This window comes from Stenotrophomonas sp. GbtcB23 (genome assembly GCF_019091045.1).
GTDB lineage: Bacteria > Pseudomonadota > Gammaproteobacteria > Xanthomonadales > Xanthomonadaceae > Stenotrophomonas > Stenotrophomonas rhizophila_A.
Genome location: NZ_JAGXKC010000013.1, coordinates 50,669 through 65,268, shown reverse-complemented (window position 1 = coordinate 65,268; position 14,600 = coordinate 50,669). Strand labels below are relative to the sequence as shown.

Annotated in this window: 14 protein-coding genes; 8 read left to right on the top strand and 6 right to left on the bottom strand. The window is 66.7% G+C overall.

What is annotated here, in order from left to right; translation table 11 throughout:
• The first annotated feature begins 36 nt into the window (after positions 1 to 36).
• From prpE to KVS69_RS07645, 3 genes are all read left to right on the top strand, one after another.
• Positions 37 to 1,914: a propionate--CoA ligase gene (gene prpE / locus KVS69_RS07655; protein ID WP_217537660.1), complete on the top strand. Its 1,878-nt coding sequence runs from the start codon at positions 37 to 39 to the stop codon at positions 1,912 to 1,914.
• Positions 1,915 to 2,137: 223 nt separating this feature from the next.
• Positions 2,138 to 2,632: a hypothetical protein gene (locus tag KVS69_RS07650; RefSeq protein ID WP_068849505.1), complete on the top strand. Its 495-nt coding sequence runs from the start codon at positions 2,138 to 2,140 to the stop codon at positions 2,630 to 2,632.
• 66 nt (positions 2,633 to 2,698) lie between these two features.
• Positions 2,699 to 3,772 (top strand): suppressor of fused domain protein, encoded by a 1,074-nt coding sequence (locus KVS69_RS07645; RefSeq protein WP_345776793.1) that lies wholly within the window; start codon positions 2,699 to 2,701, stop codon positions 3,770 to 3,772.
• A 19-nt stretch (positions 3,773 to 3,791) separates the two neighbouring features.
• Here the strand turns inward: KVS69_RS07645 and KVS69_RS07640 are convergent, their stop codons facing one another.
• The 5 genes from KVS69_RS07640 to KVS69_RS07620 form a co-directional block, all read right to left on the bottom strand.
• Entirely contained in the window at positions 3,792 to 4,403 is a 612-nt protein-coding gene (locus KVS69_RS07640; protein ID WP_217537658.1) for a glutathione S-transferase N-terminal domain-containing protein, read from the bottom strand.
• A gap of 89 nt (positions 4,404 to 4,492) precedes the next feature.
• Entirely contained in the window at positions 4,493 to 4,951 is a 459-nt protein-coding gene (locus KVS69_RS07635) for a cell wall hydrolase (protein WP_068849509.1), read from the bottom strand.
• A gap of 289 nt (positions 4,952 to 5,240) precedes the next feature.
• Complete coding sequence (locus KVS69_RS07630) at positions 5,241 to 7,274, bottom strand: NADPH-dependent 2,4-dienoyl-CoA reductase (RefSeq protein ID WP_217537657.1); 2,034 nt, start codon at positions 7,272 to 7,274, stop codon at positions 5,241 to 5,243.
• Between the two features lie 61 nt (positions 7,275 to 7,335).
• Positions 7,336 to 7,947: a hypothetical protein gene (locus KVS69_RS07625; RefSeq protein ID WP_068849513.1), complete on the bottom strand. Its 612-nt coding sequence runs from the start codon at positions 7,945 to 7,947 to the stop codon at positions 7,336 to 7,338.
• A gap of 100 nt (positions 7,948 to 8,047) precedes the next feature.
• Positions 8,048 to 9,073, bottom strand: coding sequence for a zinc-binding alcohol dehydrogenase family protein (locus KVS69_RS07620; RefSeq protein ID WP_217537656.1), 1,026 nt, complete (start codon positions 9,071 to 9,073; stop codon positions 8,048 to 8,050).
• A gap of 371 nt (positions 9,074 to 9,444) precedes the next feature.
• On the opposite strand from KVS69_RS07620, the gene KVS69_RS07615 reads away from it, so the two are divergent.
• The 4 genes from KVS69_RS07615 to KVS69_RS07600 all read left to right on the top strand — a co-directional run bounded on the left by KVS69_RS07615 (position 9,445) and on the right by KVS69_RS07600 (position 12,486).
• Positions 9,445 to 10,530: an OmpA family protein gene (locus KVS69_RS07615; protein ID WP_093534607.1), complete on the top strand. Its 1,086-nt coding sequence runs from the start codon at positions 9,445 to 9,447 to the stop codon at positions 10,528 to 10,530.
• Between the two features lie 178 nt (positions 10,531 to 10,708).
• Positions 10,709 to 11,227 (top strand): hypothetical protein, encoded by a 519-nt coding sequence (locus tag KVS69_RS07610; RefSeq protein WP_068849519.1) that lies wholly within the window; start codon positions 10,709 to 10,711, stop codon positions 11,225 to 11,227.
• 19 nt (positions 11,228 to 11,246) lie between these two features.
• On the top strand, positions 11,247 to 12,086 hold the full coding sequence (locus KVS69_RS07605) for a pseudouridine synthase (protein WP_217537655.1): 840 nt from the start codon (positions 11,247 to 11,249) through the stop codon (positions 12,084 to 12,086).
• 55 nt (positions 12,087 to 12,141) lie between these two features.
• Entirely contained in the window at positions 12,142 to 12,486 is a 345-nt protein-coding gene (locus KVS69_RS07600) for a hypothetical protein (protein WP_095364542.1), read from the top strand.
• Between the two features lie 13 nt (positions 12,487 to 12,499).
• Here KVS69_RS07600 and kbl read toward each other — a convergent pair whose 3' ends face one another.
• Positions 12,500 to 13,711, bottom strand: coding sequence for a glycine C-acetyltransferase (kbl, locus tag KVS69_RS07595; protein ID WP_068849526.1), 1,212 nt, complete (start codon positions 13,709 to 13,711; stop codon positions 12,500 to 12,502).
• A gap of 150 nt (positions 13,712 to 13,861) precedes the next feature.
• On the opposite strand from kbl, the gene KVS69_RS07590 reads away from it, so the two are divergent.
• Entirely contained in the window at positions 13,862 to 14,563 is a 702-nt protein-coding gene (locus tag KVS69_RS07590) for a TorF family putative porin (protein WP_184124935.1), read from the top strand.
• The last annotated feature ends 37 nt before the right edge of the window (positions 14,564 to 14,600 follow it).

Genomic DNA, 14,600 nt, shown 5'->3' with positions numbered 1-14,600 from the left:
ATGCTCGATCCCATGACTTTGTCTGGGAGGGCTGTCATGCGTTACGAAGAGGTTTACCGTCGGTCGGTGGAGGAACCCGAAGCGTTCTGGGCCGAGGAAGCGCACCGGATCTACTGGCATGTACCGCCGCAGCAGATCCTGGATTACAGCAACCCGCCATTCCGGCGCTGGTACGTGGGTGGCCAGACCAACCTCTGCTACAACGCGGTGGACCGGCACCTGGCCGAGCGCCCCGACCAGCTGGCGCTGGTGGCCATTTCCACCGAGACCAACGTCACCCGCGAAATCACCTACCGCGATCTGTACCGCGAAGTGAATGCGTTCGCCGCCGTGCTGCAGCGGCTGGATGTGCAGCGCGGCGACCGCGTGGTGATCTACATGCCGAACATGGCCGAGGCGGTCTTCGCCATGCTGGCCTGCGCCCGCATCGGCGCCATCCACTCGGTGGTGTTCGGTGGGTTTGCCGCGCACAACCTGGCGCTGCGCATCGACGATGCCGCGCCCAAGCTGCTGATCGCCGCCGATGCCGGCAAGCGCGGCGGCAAGGTGATTCCATACAAGGCGATGGTGGATGCGGCCTGCGCCGAAGCGCAGTCGCCGCCGCCGCACGTGCTGATCGTCTCGCGCGGGCTGGACCCGGCCGAGCCGAAGGTGCCGGGCCGTGATGTCGACTACGCGACCCTGCGCGACGAAGTCGGCGACCAGGACGTGCCGGTGGTGTGGCTGGAATCGAGCGAGCCCAGCTACCTGCTGTATACCTCCGGCACCACCGGCAAGCCCAAGGGTGTGCAGCGCGACGTGGGCGGCTATGCGGTGGCGATGGCGCAGTCCATGGAAACCGTGTTCGACTGCAAGCCGGGCCAGGTGATGTTCTCCACCTCGGACGTCGGCTGGGCGGTGGGGCATTCCTACAACGTCTACGGCCCTCTGATCGGCGGCTGCACCTCGCTGTTGTATGAAGGGCTACCCACCAACCCGGATCCGGGCATCTGGTGGGCACTGTGCGAACAGTACGGCGTGCGCACGTTGTTCTCGTCGCCGACCGCGATCCGTGTGCTGAAGAAGCACGATGCCGACTTCATCCGACGCCACGACCTGGACGCATTGAAGTATGTATTCCTGGCCGGTGAGCCACTGGACGAGCCGACCGCGCACTGGATCAACGATGCGCTGGGCAAGCCGATCATCGACAACTACTGGCAGACCGAAACCGGCTGGCCGGCGCTGACCCTGTTGCCGGGCGTGGACCTCAAGCCGGTGCGTTTCGGTTCGCCGGGCTTCCCCAACCTCGGTTACCGCATGAAGGTGATCGACGAGAACACCGGCGCCGAAGTGCAGGCCGGGCAGAAGGGCGTGCTGGTGATGGTGCCGCCGCTGCCACCGGGCTGCATGAGCACGGTCTGGAACGACGACGACCGTTTCATCCAGAGCTATTTCAGCCACTTCAAGGAACTGCTGTACAGCTCGCTGGACTGGGCGATCCGCGACGAAGACGGCTACACCTTCATCCTTGGCCGCACCGACGATGTGATCAACGTGGCCGGGCACCGGCTGGGCACGCGCGAAATCGAGGAATGCATCTCCGGGCACCCGCTGGTGGCCGAAGCGGCGGTGATCGGGGTCAAGGACGAACTCAAGGGCCAGGTGCCGCTGGTGTTCGTCACCCTCAAGCAGGCGGTCGACGGAGATGGCAGCGCGGTGGTGGCCGAGATGATGAAGCGCGTGACCGAAACCTTGGGCGCGGTCGCGCGTCCGGCGCACATCCACCTTGTCAACGCCCTGCCCAAGACCCGCTCGGGCAAGCTGCTGCGCCGTTCACTGCAGGCCCTGGCCGAGCATCGCGACCCGGGCGACCTGTCCACCTTGGACGACCCCGGCGCGCTGGACGAGATCCGCCGGGCGCTGGGGCGGTAACTCCCTCCGACGCCCAGCGACCGTGTCCCGTGCTGCGGTGCATTATCCGCCGCGCGGGACCTCGGTTAAGCTGCGGGGGTGATCGTTGTGGGTCCGATGCGCGACATGCCGGGGATGGCGTGCGCGGCCCGGGCTGCTGTCTGGACGACCGCAAGGGGGCGTACGGGTTCCGGTGACCGCCGGGGAGCGTGCGTGCAGGGGGACCAGGTAACAGGGGGAACACATGGCGTACATCCATGCCAAGACGGCCGCTGGCCGTCAGGAAATCGAAGACCGCGCGCGCCGGCTGGTGCCGGGGTTGCGCTCCATTCTGCTGATGGTTGATGGTCAGCGCGATGACAACGAATTGACCGCGATGTTGCCCGGGCTGCGCGCGCCGGACGACGCGCTGGCCCAGCTGGCGGAGATGGGCCTGATCGAAGTGGTCGGTGGTGCGCTGGCGCCAGCCGCGCCACGGGCGCTGACCTCCGGTCGCGAACAGGACCCGGTGCTGTACAAGCAGCTGTATGACTGGATGAGCGAATCGGTCCGCAGACATCTCGGCCTGAAAGGCTACTTCATGCAGCTCAAGATCGAGCGTTGTACCGATGCGGCCAGCCTGGAAAAACTGTGGCCGGAGATGGCCGCCGCCGTGTCCAAGGCGAAGAGTCCCGCGTTGGCCAACCGCTGGCTGGAGGAAACCCGCGCGCTGCTGCACAGCGATGCGCAGCCCGCCTGACGACGGCGGCGCGGCGCAGCGTTGATGGCGTACATTGGCGTCCTTGCGGGGCGCCAGGAGCAGCGCGTGGACGAACAACACATCGACAACAGCCTCGACACCGACAACGACGACGGTACCCCGGGCTGGGACGCCATCAACGCGGCCCTGGCCGCGCTGTACCCCGGGCAGGAGCCGCGCCATTACGGCACCGCGCTGCCGTACACGCTGGGTGGGCGCGACCCGCTCGATGGCATCAGCGTGTACCGCGCCGAGCTGCCGCGCCCGCACTGGCATTACGTCACGTACGGTTTCTCCGAGCTGTACGACAAGCAGAGTGAAGATGCTGACAGCAGCGGCTTCGGCTTCGAGCTCACTTTCCGCCTGGCCATCGACAGCGGCGATGACACCCCGCCGGCATGGCCGATGAACCTGCTGCAGAACCTGGCGCGCTACGTGTTCGGCAGCGGCAACGTGTTCGAGGCCGGGCACCACATGAATGCCAACGGTCCGATCGCGCTGGATACCGACACCTGCCTGCGCCACCTGGCCTTCATGCCCGATCCGCAGCTGCCGGCGCGGGCCACGCGCAATGGTGAACTGGCGTTCCTGCAGGTGATCGGGCTGAGCGACGACGAGATGGCGGCGATCAAGCGCTGGTCGACCGACGGGGTGCTGCAGGCATTGGCGCCGCGCATGCCGCTGTGGATCACCGACCTGCACCGTGCCAGCCTGCTGGATGACCCGGCGCTGGTAAGGCAACTGCAGGAAGGCAGCGAACGCGAAGGGTCCAGTACCGCGGTCCTGTTCGTGGAGACCCTGGCGTGGCGCGAAGAAGGCAAGCAGGTCGTGCTGGTGCTGGGCGCGGGGCAGGTGCCCAATGTGCTTGAACTGCTGCCGCTGCGCCTGCGCCATGGCAACCCGTTGACCATCGTCAGCCGCGAACACGAGTGGCTATTCGCCCCCGGTGACCGCGATGCCGTCGCCAAGGACGGGGAGGGCATGCGCTGCACGCTGACTGCGCAGGGCCTGGATGCGCTGGAGCAGCAGGTGCAGGCTGGGCGCGGGCGCTATCCCGTACCGGGGACGGCGCTGGTGGTGGAAGTGGTGCCGACCGCACTGCGCGATGCGCAGGGCAACGTGGTGCGCGAGATCGGCTGATCGCGCGCACCACATGCGTTTATTGCAGGCCTTCAGCCTTCAGCGCGGCCTGCACGCCGGTGTCGGCGTCCATCCGGGTCTTGAACGCAGCCAGGTTGTCCAGGCCGGTGAGGTCGACCTTGGCACCGGCTGCCCAGCGCAGGGTGATGTAGAAGTAGGCGTCGGCGTAGCTGCGGAAGCCGGCCAGCCAGGGCTTGTCGGCCAGCTGGCGGTTGGCGGTCTCGAACAGGCCGCGCAGGCGCTTGCGGGCGGCGTCGCGGATCGCGTCGTACTGGCTGTCATCGGCGATGAACTTGGCCGGTGCGAACAGCGGCGAGAACGCCGGGTGCACGTCCGAGTTGACGAAGGCCAGCCAGCGGTTGGCTTCAGCGCGTTGCTGCGGGCTGCCGTCGCCGCCCAGGCCGGCCTGCGGGTAGCTGTCGGCGATGTAGCCCATGATGGCCGCGTTCTGGGTCAGCACGAAGCTGCCGTCGACGATGGTCGGCACCGAGCCGGCCGGATTGATCGCAAGATAGGCGGGGGCCTTCAGGGTGTCCTTGTCGAGCAGTTCCACCTCGAACGGCTGGCCGGTCCACTGCAGGGCGATGTGGTCGGCGGTGGAGCAGGCACCGGGCTTGCTGTACAGCTTCATGGGGAACTCCGTCGGGGTGCAGGAAAGGTAAGCGGCCCACTATTCCAGAGCCGGCCCCGCATCCTCAACGGCATGGCCGTAACAGATCGTTACGACGCGCGTGGCTTGAGTTTCTGCACGCGATAGAACGTGTGGTCGCCGATGGTGGCCACCTGGTAGGCATTGCGCCAGCTGGGGCTGGCGATGGACAGCGCGGCGAAGTGGCTGGCACCGGGCACGATTTCCTTGCGCTCGCCTTCCGGCAGCGCCCAGTTGCGCTCGGCATCAAAGGCCACCGTCATGGCTTCTTCCCACGCATCGGTGTTGCCCAGCTGGGTGCCCGGCGCCACGATGGTCGGTGCGAACTGCTTGCGCGCGGTGACCACCTTGCACATCGAATCGCCCCACAGCCCGCTGTCCAGCCGACGCAGCGCCACTTCCGCAACGGCTTGCTGGCCGCGCAGGGTCTGGTCACGCGCTTCGAGGTAGACGGTCGTGCTCAAGCACAGCGAATCGGCGGCCGGCTGGGGCAACAACTGCGACAGCCAGAGAATCCAGGCCAGTTTCATAAATCTCCTTGCTCCGTATGGGCCGCACCTGGCTGTCCATCCGATCAACGGGATGGGGCGGGGTGTACGACTTGGCGTCATGGGGAGGCGGCCATCGGGGCCGCCCGGGAGCGGCACCCGAAAGACGTGGGGCCGCGCGCTCACTCGAACTGGGTGGTGAGCGGGAAAGTTGGCGCACGATAGGGGGGGATTTCGCAACGCATCCTGAACCGAAAGGCTTGACATTCAGGTTCGGAAGGGGGCCATTTTCGCCCATTCAGGCAGTGCCGGCCGGTGGCCGGCACTCCGGTTACAGGCCTGCCGCCAGGCGGCTGCCCTGGTTGATCGCGCGCTTTGCATCCAGTTCCGCGGCCACATCGGCGCCGCCGATCAGGTGCGCACCCACGCCTGCGGCCAACAGTGCGGCATGCAGGTCGCGGCGCGGTTCCTGGCCGGCGCAGACCACCACGTGGCTCACCGGCAGGGTCTGTTCCTGGCCATCGATGCGGATGCGCAGGCCGGCGTCGTCCACGCCCAGGTATTCCACGCCGCCCAGCATCTTCACGCCCTTGGCCTTGAGCGTGGCGCGGTGGATCCAGCCGGTGGTCTTGCCTAGCCGTGCGCCGGGCTTGCCCGGGCTGCGCTGCAGCAGCCAGACCTTGCGTGCGGGTGCCTCGGGCTGCGGCCGGGCCAGCGCGCCACGTGCCTCGAAATTCGGGTCAACGCCCCATTCGGTCATCCAGCGGGCCGGGTCCAGCGCGGGGGAGGGGCCCTCGTGCACCAGGAACTCGCCCACGTCGAAGCCGATGCCACCGGCACCGATGATCGCCGCTTCCGCGCCAACCTCCACCCGGCCCAGCAGCACATCGAGATAGCTGACCACCTTGGGATGGTCAGCGCCGGGGAAATCGACCTGGCGCGGGGTGATGCCGGTGGCGACCACTACCGCATCGAAGCCGGCCAGCGTGGCGACGTCGGCCACGGTATCGAGCTTCACGCTCACCCCGGTTTCGTCCAGCTTGTGGCGGAAGTAGCGCAGCGTTTCGTGGAATTCTTCCTTGCCGGGAATGCGCTTGGCCACGTTGAACTGGCCGCCGATCTCGCTGCCGGCGTCGAACAGGGTGACCGCATGCCCGCGTTCGGCGGCCACCGTGGCGCAGGCAAGGCCCGCCGGACCGGCACCGACCACCGCGACCTTCTTCGGGGCCGTGGTGGGGCGGTAGACCAGTTCGGTTTCGTGCACCGCGCGCGGGTTGACCAGGCAGCTGGCGGTCTTGTTCTCGAACACGTGGTCCAGGCACGCCTGGTTGCAGGCAATGCAGGTATTGATCGCGTGCGCACGGCCGGCGCGCGCCTTGTTGGCCCATTCCGGGTCGGCCAGCAGCGGCCGTGCCAGCGACACCATGTCCGCGCCGCCGCCGGCCAGGATGTGTTCGGCCACGTCGGGCATGTTGATGCGGTTGGTGGCGATCACCGGCACGCGTACATGCGGCTTGAGCTTGGCGGTGACCCCGGCAAACGCCGCGCGCGGCACCGAGGTGGCGATGGTGGGCACGCGTGCTTCATGCCAGCCGATGCCGGAATTGATCAGGGTGGCGCCAGCCGCTTCAATGGCCTTGGCCTGCTGCACGATCTCATCCCAGTTGCTGCCGTCCTCCACCAGGTCCACCAATGACAACCGGTAGATGATGATGAAATCCGGGCCGCATGCTTCGCGGATGCGGCGCACGATCTCCACCGCGAACTGCATGCGCCGGGTAGCGTCGCCGCCCCAGCGATCGCCGCGCAGGTTGGTGCGCGGGGCGATGAACTCGTTGATCAGGTAGCCCTCCGAGCCCATCACCTCCACACCGTCGTAGCCGGCTTCGCGGGCCAGCCGCGCGCTGCGCGCGTAATCGGCGATATGCCGTTCCACGCCACGTGCCGACAGCGCGCGCGGGGTGAACGGATTGATCGGCGCCTTCTTCTTCGACGGCGCCACCGACAGGGGGTGGTAGGCGTAGCGGCCGGCGTGCAGCAGCTGCAGGCAGATCTTGCCGTCATGGTCGTGCACCGCCGCGGTGAGCTGGCGGTGTGGACCCACTTCCCACGGCCAGGACAGCTTGCCGCCGAACGGCTTGAGCCAGCCCACCACGTTGGGCGCATAGCCGCCGGTGACGATCAGCCCGACCCCACCCGCCGCGCGCTCGGCGAAGTACGCGGCCAGCCGCGGAAAGTCGCGCGCGCGGTCCTCCAGCCCGGTGTGCATGGACCCCATCAGGATGCGGTTGCGCAGGGTGGTGAAGCCCAGGTCGAGCGGGGCGAACAGGTGGGGGTAGGCGGGAGTTTCGGCGGCTGGCGACATGAAGATACGCTTGCGTACGGTAGGTGCGAAGGGTGCCGCGTATCGCCATTGCACGCAAGGGTCAGCGCAGGGCGGGCGCCGGCTCCGGTCTGCGCACACCGAACAGGGGCAGCGTGTAGCCGCACAGGGGCCCGATCAGCAGCGCGAAGGCAAGGGTGCCCAGGCCGACGTTGCCGCCCAGGTACCAGCCGATGACCAGTACGGTGCCCTCGATCAGGCTGCGTACCAGCCAGATCGGCCAGCCGGTGCGGGCATGCAGGCCGGTCATCAGGCCATCGCGCGGGCCCGGTCCGAAACGGGCACCGATGTAGAGGCCGGTGGCGACCGCCACCAGCAGCAGCCCCAGGGCAAACATCGGCACCTGCCACACCAGCCCGTGCACTTCCGGCAGCAGCCACAGGCCGAACTGCGCGCTGGGGCCGATCAGCAGCACGTTCAACACCGTGCCCAGTCCCGGCTTCTGCCGGATCGGCCACCACAGCAGCAGTACCAGCGCTCCGATCACGTTGGTGGCCACGCCGAACGACAGCGGCGTCTGCAGCGCGATGCCCTGGGAGAGCACATCCCAGGGCGCCACGCCGATCGCGGCGCGGATCATCACCGCCGCGCCCATCCCGTACAGGAACAGGCCGATCAGCAGTTGCAGCAGGCGCAGGGGCAGGGAGGTGGGCATGGCGGCGTCATCGACAGGGCGTTTGACTGTAGGGCGCGCGCTGCCGCGCCGACAGATACAGATGCAGGCGAAAGCGCGCACACACCGCGCGCGCCGACGCTCACTCCCAGCCGGACAGCACCAGCTTGCCGGTAACCCCGCCGCCTTCCAGCAGGCGATGGGCTTCGCGCAGGTTGGCCGCATTGATGCTGCCCAACGAGGTATGCGCGGTGCTGCGCAGTTCACCGGCATCGACCAGGCTGGCCACCCGGCTGAGGATGCGGTGCTGTTCCACCATGTCGGCGCTCTGGAATCGCGATCGGGCGAACATGAATTCCCAATGGATGCCGATGCACTTGGCCTTGTAGGGATCGCCGATGCGGAGCGGGCCACGCGGTTCCACGATGAGGCCGACATGCCCCTGCGGCGCCAGCAGCTCGCCCAGCACTTCCCAGTAGTGGTCGGTGTCGGCCAGGTTCAGCGCCACCTCCACCTGCGCAATGCCCAGCGCCTGCAGCTGCGCCGGCAGCGGCTGGCGGTGATCGACCACATGGTCGGCGCCCATCCGGCGACACCATTCGGCCGAGTCGTCACGCGATGCGGTGGCCACCACGGTGAAGCCGGCATGGCGTGCCAGTTGAATCGCGATGGAACCGACACCGCCTGCACCGCCGATGACCAGCAGGGTCTGGCCAACGTGGCGGCGATCATCGAAATGCAGCGGCATGCGCTCGAACAGCAGTTCCCATGCGGTTAATACAGTCAGTGGCAGCGCTGCGGCTTCAGCGAAATCCAGCGTGGTCGGCTTGCGGCCCACCAGGCGCTCATCCACCCACTGCCACTGTGCATTGCTGCCGGGTCGCGTTACGTCGCCGGCGTAATACACCTCGTCGCCCGGAGCGAACGCGGTCACGTGCGCACCCACGGCTTCGATGATGCCAGAGGCGTCAAAGCCCAGGACGCGCGGTGGCGACACGTCACCGTCGCGCGGCGCCCGCTGCTTGGTATCGACCGGATTCACCGAGACGGCGTGAACGCGCACCAGAACGTCATGCCCTTGGGGCGCGCCGGGTTCAGGTAACGCGAGGTCAAGAAGCGAATCGACGTGGTCGATGGGCAGGTACCGAGACAGGCCTACGGCTTTCATGGCAGCTCCTGTGGAGATGAACAACGTCATCATAAGGTCGCTTTTGAACCTGTTTGCGAGCTGAATCGCCGGCCTGCGACAAACTGCATCAAATACTGTGGCGAGCCTTTGAAAACTCTGGGAAAGTCCTGAAAAGCCTTGCCATTGTTGGGTCTTGCGGAAGTTCACCAACCTGTATAGGGTGCCACCAGCTGGACCCGGAGGAGGTCTGGTCGCTGATTTCACATGTTACGTGACCGTTAACATCGCCTTCACTCCCCTGAGCATAATGTTCGCGGCGGTGGCGTGCTGAATCGGCAGTCTTAAACGACGCAGTAGTGCTGGCCCATGCCTCTACCGGTTTCATACCCCCGAAATAGGAGCTGTATTACATGAACAAGAAGATCCTCACTGCCGCGCTGCTGGGCGGCCTGGCGTTTGCCCAGGCAGCCTCCGCGCAGGATTTTGATGACCGCTGGTACCTGACCGGTTCGGCCGGCTTCAACTTCCAGGATAGCGACCGTACGACCAACGACGCTCCGTTCGTTACCCTGGGTCTTGGCAAGTTCATCAGCCCCAACTGGTCGCTGGACGGCGAGCTGAACTATCAGAACCCGAACTTCGACGACAACCAGGACCTGAACTGGAGCCAGTACGGCGCCTCGATCGACCTGCGCCGCCACTTCATCTCCGAAGGCCGTGGCTGGAACCCGTACCTGCTGATGGGCCTGGGCTACCAGAAGTCGGAAGAGGAATACAACAACTTCCCGTCGCCGGACAGCCCGGGTGAGCGCAAGGACGGCAACTTCGCCGCCAAGCTCGGCGTCGGCCTGCAGACCACCTTCGACAAGCGCGTTGCGGTCCGCGCCGAAGTGGCCTACCGCGGTGACTTCGACGACAAGAGCGTTGCCGCTGCAGACGAAAGCTGGTTTGGCGACGTGCTGGCCTCGGTCGGCGTCGTGATCCCGCTGGGCCCGCCGCCGGCTGCCGCGGTTGTTGCCCCGCCGCCGGTTGCCCCGAGCTGCGCAGACCTGGATGACGACGGTGACGGCGTCAACAACTGCGACGACAAGTGCCCGAACTCGCAGCCGGGTCAGACCATCGGTCCGGACGGTTGCCCGGTGCCGGTCTCCATCGACCTGAAGGGCGTCAACTTCGACTTCGACAAGTCGAACCTGCGTCCGGACGCCGTGGCGATCCTGTCCGAAGCTACCCAGATCCTGGTGCGTTACCCGGACATCCGCGTCGAAGTGGCTGGCCACACCGACCTGTGCGGCAAGGATGACTACAACCAGAAGCTGTCCGAGCGTCGTGCGACCGCCGTGTACAACTATCTGACCCAGAACGGCGTCGCCGCCAGCCGTCTGGCCGGTCCGATCGGTTATGGCGAGAGCCGTCCGCTGGAGCAGACCCCGCAGACCTTCCCGGCCTGCAAGAGCGAGAAGAACCGTCGTACCGAGCTGAACGTCCAGAACTAATCGTTCCGGAACATCAGTTTCAGGAAAGGGCCCGGCATTGCCGGGCCTTTTTTTTGCCTTGTTTGCCAGGAATCAACAATAAATCCAACAAGTTGCCGTATTCATTGAATGTGGGATCTTGAAAGCCGTTGTGGCGCTGTTAAACTCGGTGCGTCACCCTCTTTCCTGGATGCATCCCATGCTGCGTATCGCACTGGCCGCCGCACTCGGCCTGGCCCTGGTTCCCACCGCTTACGCAGCCGTGGATTGCTCCGCTTCGGCCACCAGCGTCAAGCCGCTGCCGTTGCCGGCCACCGCGATCGCCCCGGTGGCGTCCGAGCTGTACATCCGCAACGTGCAGCTGGGCATGCCCGCCGGCGTGCTGACCTCCAACTTCGACCAGCAGCAGTCGCTCGACCGCGTGCTGCAGCGCCTGCGCATCGATGGCTGCCAGAACATCGCCAAGGCGATGCCGGGCGCGCCTGCGATCAAGCCGAACGATCCGGCCGCCTACAAGCCGCAGACCGAGTTCGACAACACGCCGTGGCGCTTCGACATGAGCCAGAACGGCAAGCGCATGACCGCCGATGAGTTCGACGCCTGGATGAAGTCGCGCGGCGTGCGCGTGGTCAAGCCGCGTGCGGCCGCCGCCGCTGCACCCGCGCCCGCGCCGGCCGCCGAAGCACCGGCTGAGACCAAGCCGGGCGGCAAGAAGTAAGCAACGCGCGCGGCGCCCGATGCGTAACCGTCGCCCTCCCGCCGCGCCCACCGCTCGACCACGCCGCGATCCGCGGCGTGCGTACGCCCCCGCCAGACCTACAGCCCAGCCCAGCGATGCGCCACGCCACGGGCTGGCGCGCGTGCTGTCCAAGGCCGGGCTGTGCTCGCGCACCGAAGCGGCGCGCTGGATCGGCGAGGGCCGGGTGACGGTCGATGGGCGCACCATCAACAACCCCGAATTCCCGATCATCGACGGCCGTCACGTGGTGCGTGTCGATGGCCAGCCGTTGGATGCACCGCGCCGCCTGCACATCGTGCTCAACAAGCCGCGCGGCCTGGTCACCACCGCGCAGGACGAGCAGGGCCGCGACACCGTGTACCGCTGCTTCGATGGGGCGGGGCTGCCGTGGCTGGCGCCGGTCGGGCGGCTGGACAAGGCCAGTGAAGGCCTGCTGCTGTTCAGCAACGACCCGCAGTGGGCTGCGCGGCTGACCGACCCCAGCACCGGGCCGGACAAGACCTACCACGTCCAGATCGATGCCATTCCCGATGCCGCGCAGCTGGCTGCGCTGTGCAGCGGCGTGGACGACGACGGCGAATTCCTGCGCGCCCGCCAGGCACGCCTGCTGCGCAGTGGCGACAAGACCGCCTGGCTGGAAGTGGTGCTGGAAGAAGGCCGCAACCGCCATATCCGCCGCCTGCTGGCGGCCTTCGACATCAACGTGCTGCGGCTGGTGCGCGTAGGCATCGGCCGGCTGCCGCTGGGCACGCTGGCCAAGGGTGCCTGGCGCGAACTGGAGCCGCACGAGCTGGACCTGCTGACCGCCACGGCCGATGTCGCCGTGGCCGATACCTGAGATTGGGCAAGGGATGGCCTGCGACCGAGATTTCGTCACCTACCGGGAGAATGCCATGTACGCCCACCCCCTGACCCGTTCCCTGCTGCGCAGCGCCTGGCTGCTGCTGCCTGCCGCACTGCTCAGCGCCTGCGGCGGCCATAAGGAGGTGGCCAAGGCCACGCCGCCGCCGGTGACCGACAAGATCGTGGAGATCCAGCCCACCGAACGCGATGGGCGGGGCGCCTATCGCTTCCACATGAGCAACGGCGAAAAGCGCATGAGCGCCGACGAGTTCGATGCGTGGATGAAGGCCAACGGCATCCGGGTCGCCAAGGGCAACCCGAATGCAACGCCGGCGGCCAAGCCGGTGGTGGTGGCCAGCAAGGAAGACGCGAAGGGCAAGAAGAAAAAGAAATGACGCGCGATGCGCGTCAGCCCTTGATCACGCCCAGCTCCAGGCCGATCCGGGTGAACGCATCAATCGCCCGGTCCAGGTGTGCGCGGGTGTGCGCCGCGCTGATCTGGGTGCGGATGCGGGCCTGGCCCTTGGGCACGACCGGGAAGAAGAAACCGATCGCATAGATGCCTTCCTCGAGCAGGCGCTCGGCGAACTTCTGCGCCAGCGGCGCGTCGTACAGCATCACCGGGCTGATCGGGTGCACGCCGGGCTTCACGTCGAAACCGGCGGCGGTCATCTTCTGGCGGAAGTAGGCGGTGTTGTCGGCCAGCGTGGTGCGCAGGTCGTCTGCAGCGGCCAGCATGTCGAATGCCTTGATCCCGGCGGCGACCACGTGCGGCGGCAGCGAGTTGGAGAACAGGTACGGGCGCGAACGCTGGCGCAGCAGCTCGATCACTTCGGCGCTGGCGGTGGTGAAGCCGCCCAGCGCGCCGCCCATGGCCTTGCCCAGGGTGCCGGTGATGATGTCGATCTTCTCCAGCACGCCCTTGACCTCGGCCGAGCCGCGGCCGGTGGCGCCCAGGAAGCCGGTGGCGTGGCACTCGTCGATGTGCACCAGCGCGTTGTACTTCTTCGCCAGCGCGGTGATCTCATCGAGCGGGGCAATGAAGCCGTCCATCGAGAACACGCCGTCGGTGGTGATCAGCTTGGTGCGGCAGCCAGCCGCATCGGCCGCCTGCAGCTGGGCTTCCAGGTCGGCCATGTCGCAGTTGGCGTAGCGGAAGCGCTTGGCCTTGCACAGGCGCACGCCGTCGATGATCGAGGCGTGGTTGAGCGCGTCGGAGATGATTGCGTCGTTTTCGCCCAGCAGCGGCTCGAACAGGCCGCCGTTGGCGTCGAAGCAGGCCGCGTACAGGATGGTGTCCTGCTTGCCGAAAAAGCCGGCGATCTGCTGCTCCAGCTGCTTGTGCAGGTCCTGGGTGCCGCAGATGAAGCGCACCGAGGCCATGCCGAAGCCGTGGCTGTCCAGCGCGTCCTTGGCCGCCTGGATCAGGTCCGGGTGGTCCGCCAGGCCCAGATAGTTGTTGGCGCAGAAGTTCAGCACCGTGCGGCCGTCGTCCAGGGTGATCTCGGCCGACTGGGGGCTGGTGATGACGCGCTCGGACTTGAACAGGCCCTGGGCGCGGATCGCCTCCAGTTCCTCAACATAGTGCTGGGTGAGCGGGGCGGTCGGGGCATCGGTCATGGCAGGCGGTCATCGGCACGGGGAAAACCGGGATTTTACAGCCCACCGCAGGAAACGGTTGCAGATGGGATTGTTGCATCGCAATATCAATCAGGTTAAGAATCCGTAAACACTCGCTGCATCCACCCCCACGTCCCGGAGAGATCCCGCATGAACCACGCCACGCGCTGTACTGCCGCCGCTGTGCTCTGCGCCGCCTTGCTTGCCCCGTTTGCCGCCAGTGCGCAGGACGAGGCCGAATCGCCGTTCAGCTGGAACGTCACCGGCGTGTCCGATTACGTGTTCCGCGGTGTCTCCCAGACCGACGAAGACCCGACCGTGCAGGCCGGCTTCACCTACACCTCGCCGGTCGGCCTGTACGCCGGTGTGTGGGGTTCGGGCGTGGACTTCGGCGACGGCGGCCCGGATGCCGAAGTCGATTACTTCATCGGCTACGGCGTCGACGTCACCGACAGCGTCAACTTCGACGTGATGCTCAACCACTACAGCTACCCCGGCTCCAGCGAACTGGCGTACACCGAGCTGATCACCAAGACCAGCTTCGCCGAGCACTACAACGTGACCGTGGCCTACACCAACGATGTCTGGAACACCGACACCGATGGCTGGTACTTCGCCGCAGGCACCGAATGGGCGCTGCCGAACGAGTTCAACCTGACCGCCAACGTCGGCCGCAGCACGTTCGAAGACGGTGTTGCCAAGGACTACACCGACTGGAACATCGGCGTGAACCGCACCTGGGGCCTGTTCACCCTGGGCCTGGGCTACTACGGCACGGACGGCAACGGCCGCGACAATTCCGGCAAGCTCGCCGACAACCGCGTGGTGTTCACGGTCGCCATCGGGCAATAACGCGCGTTTGGCCGGCAAAGAAAAAGGCACCCGATGG

Coding starts and splice junctions, on each gene's coding strand:
- prpE (WP_217537660.1), top strand. CDS start 37: ATGCGTTACGAAGAGGTTTACCGTCGGTCGGTGGAGGAACCCGAAGCG.
- KVS69_RS07650 (WP_068849505.1), top strand. CDS start 2,138: ATGGCGTACATCCATGCCAAGACGGCCGCTGGCCGTCAGGAAATCGAA.
- KVS69_RS07640 (WP_217537658.1), bottom strand. CDS start 4,403: ATGAAGCTGTACAGCAAGCCCGGTGCCTGCTCCACCGCCGACCACATC.
- KVS69_RS07635 (WP_068849509.1), bottom strand. CDS start 4,951: ATGAAACTGGCCTGGATTCTCTGGCTGTCGCAGTTGTTGCCCCAGCCG.
- KVS69_RS07630 (WP_217537657.1), bottom strand. CDS start 7,274: ATGTCGCCAGCCGCCGAAACTCCCGCCTACCCCCACCTGTTCGCCCCG.
- KVS69_RS07625 (WP_068849513.1), bottom strand. CDS start 7,947: ATGCCCACCTCCCTGCCCCTGCGCCTGCTGCAACTGCTGATCGGCCTG.
- KVS69_RS07620 (WP_217537656.1), bottom strand. CDS start 9,073: ATGAAAGCCGTAGGCCTGTCTCGGTACCTGCCCATCGACCACGTCGAT.
- KVS69_RS07615 (WP_093534607.1), top strand. CDS start 9,445: ATGAACAAGAAGATCCTCACTGCCGCGCTGCTGGGCGGCCTGGCGTTT.
- KVS69_RS07610 (WP_068849519.1), top strand. CDS start 10,709: ATGCTGCGTATCGCACTGGCCGCCGCACTCGGCCTGGCCCTGGTTCCC.
- KVS69_RS07605 (WP_217537655.1), top strand. CDS start 11,247: ATGCGTAACCGTCGCCCTCCCGCCGCGCCCACCGCTCGACCACGCCGC.
- KVS69_RS07600 (WP_095364542.1), top strand. CDS start 12,142: ATGTACGCCCACCCCCTGACCCGTTCCCTGCTGCGCAGCGCCTGGCTG.
- kbl (WP_068849526.1), bottom strand. CDS start 13,711: ATGACCGATGCCCCGACCGCCCCGCTCACCCAGCACTATGTTGAGGAA.
- KVS69_RS07590 (WP_184124935.1), top strand. CDS start 13,862: ATGAACCACGCCACGCGCTGTACTGCCGCCGCTGTGCTCTGCGCCGCC.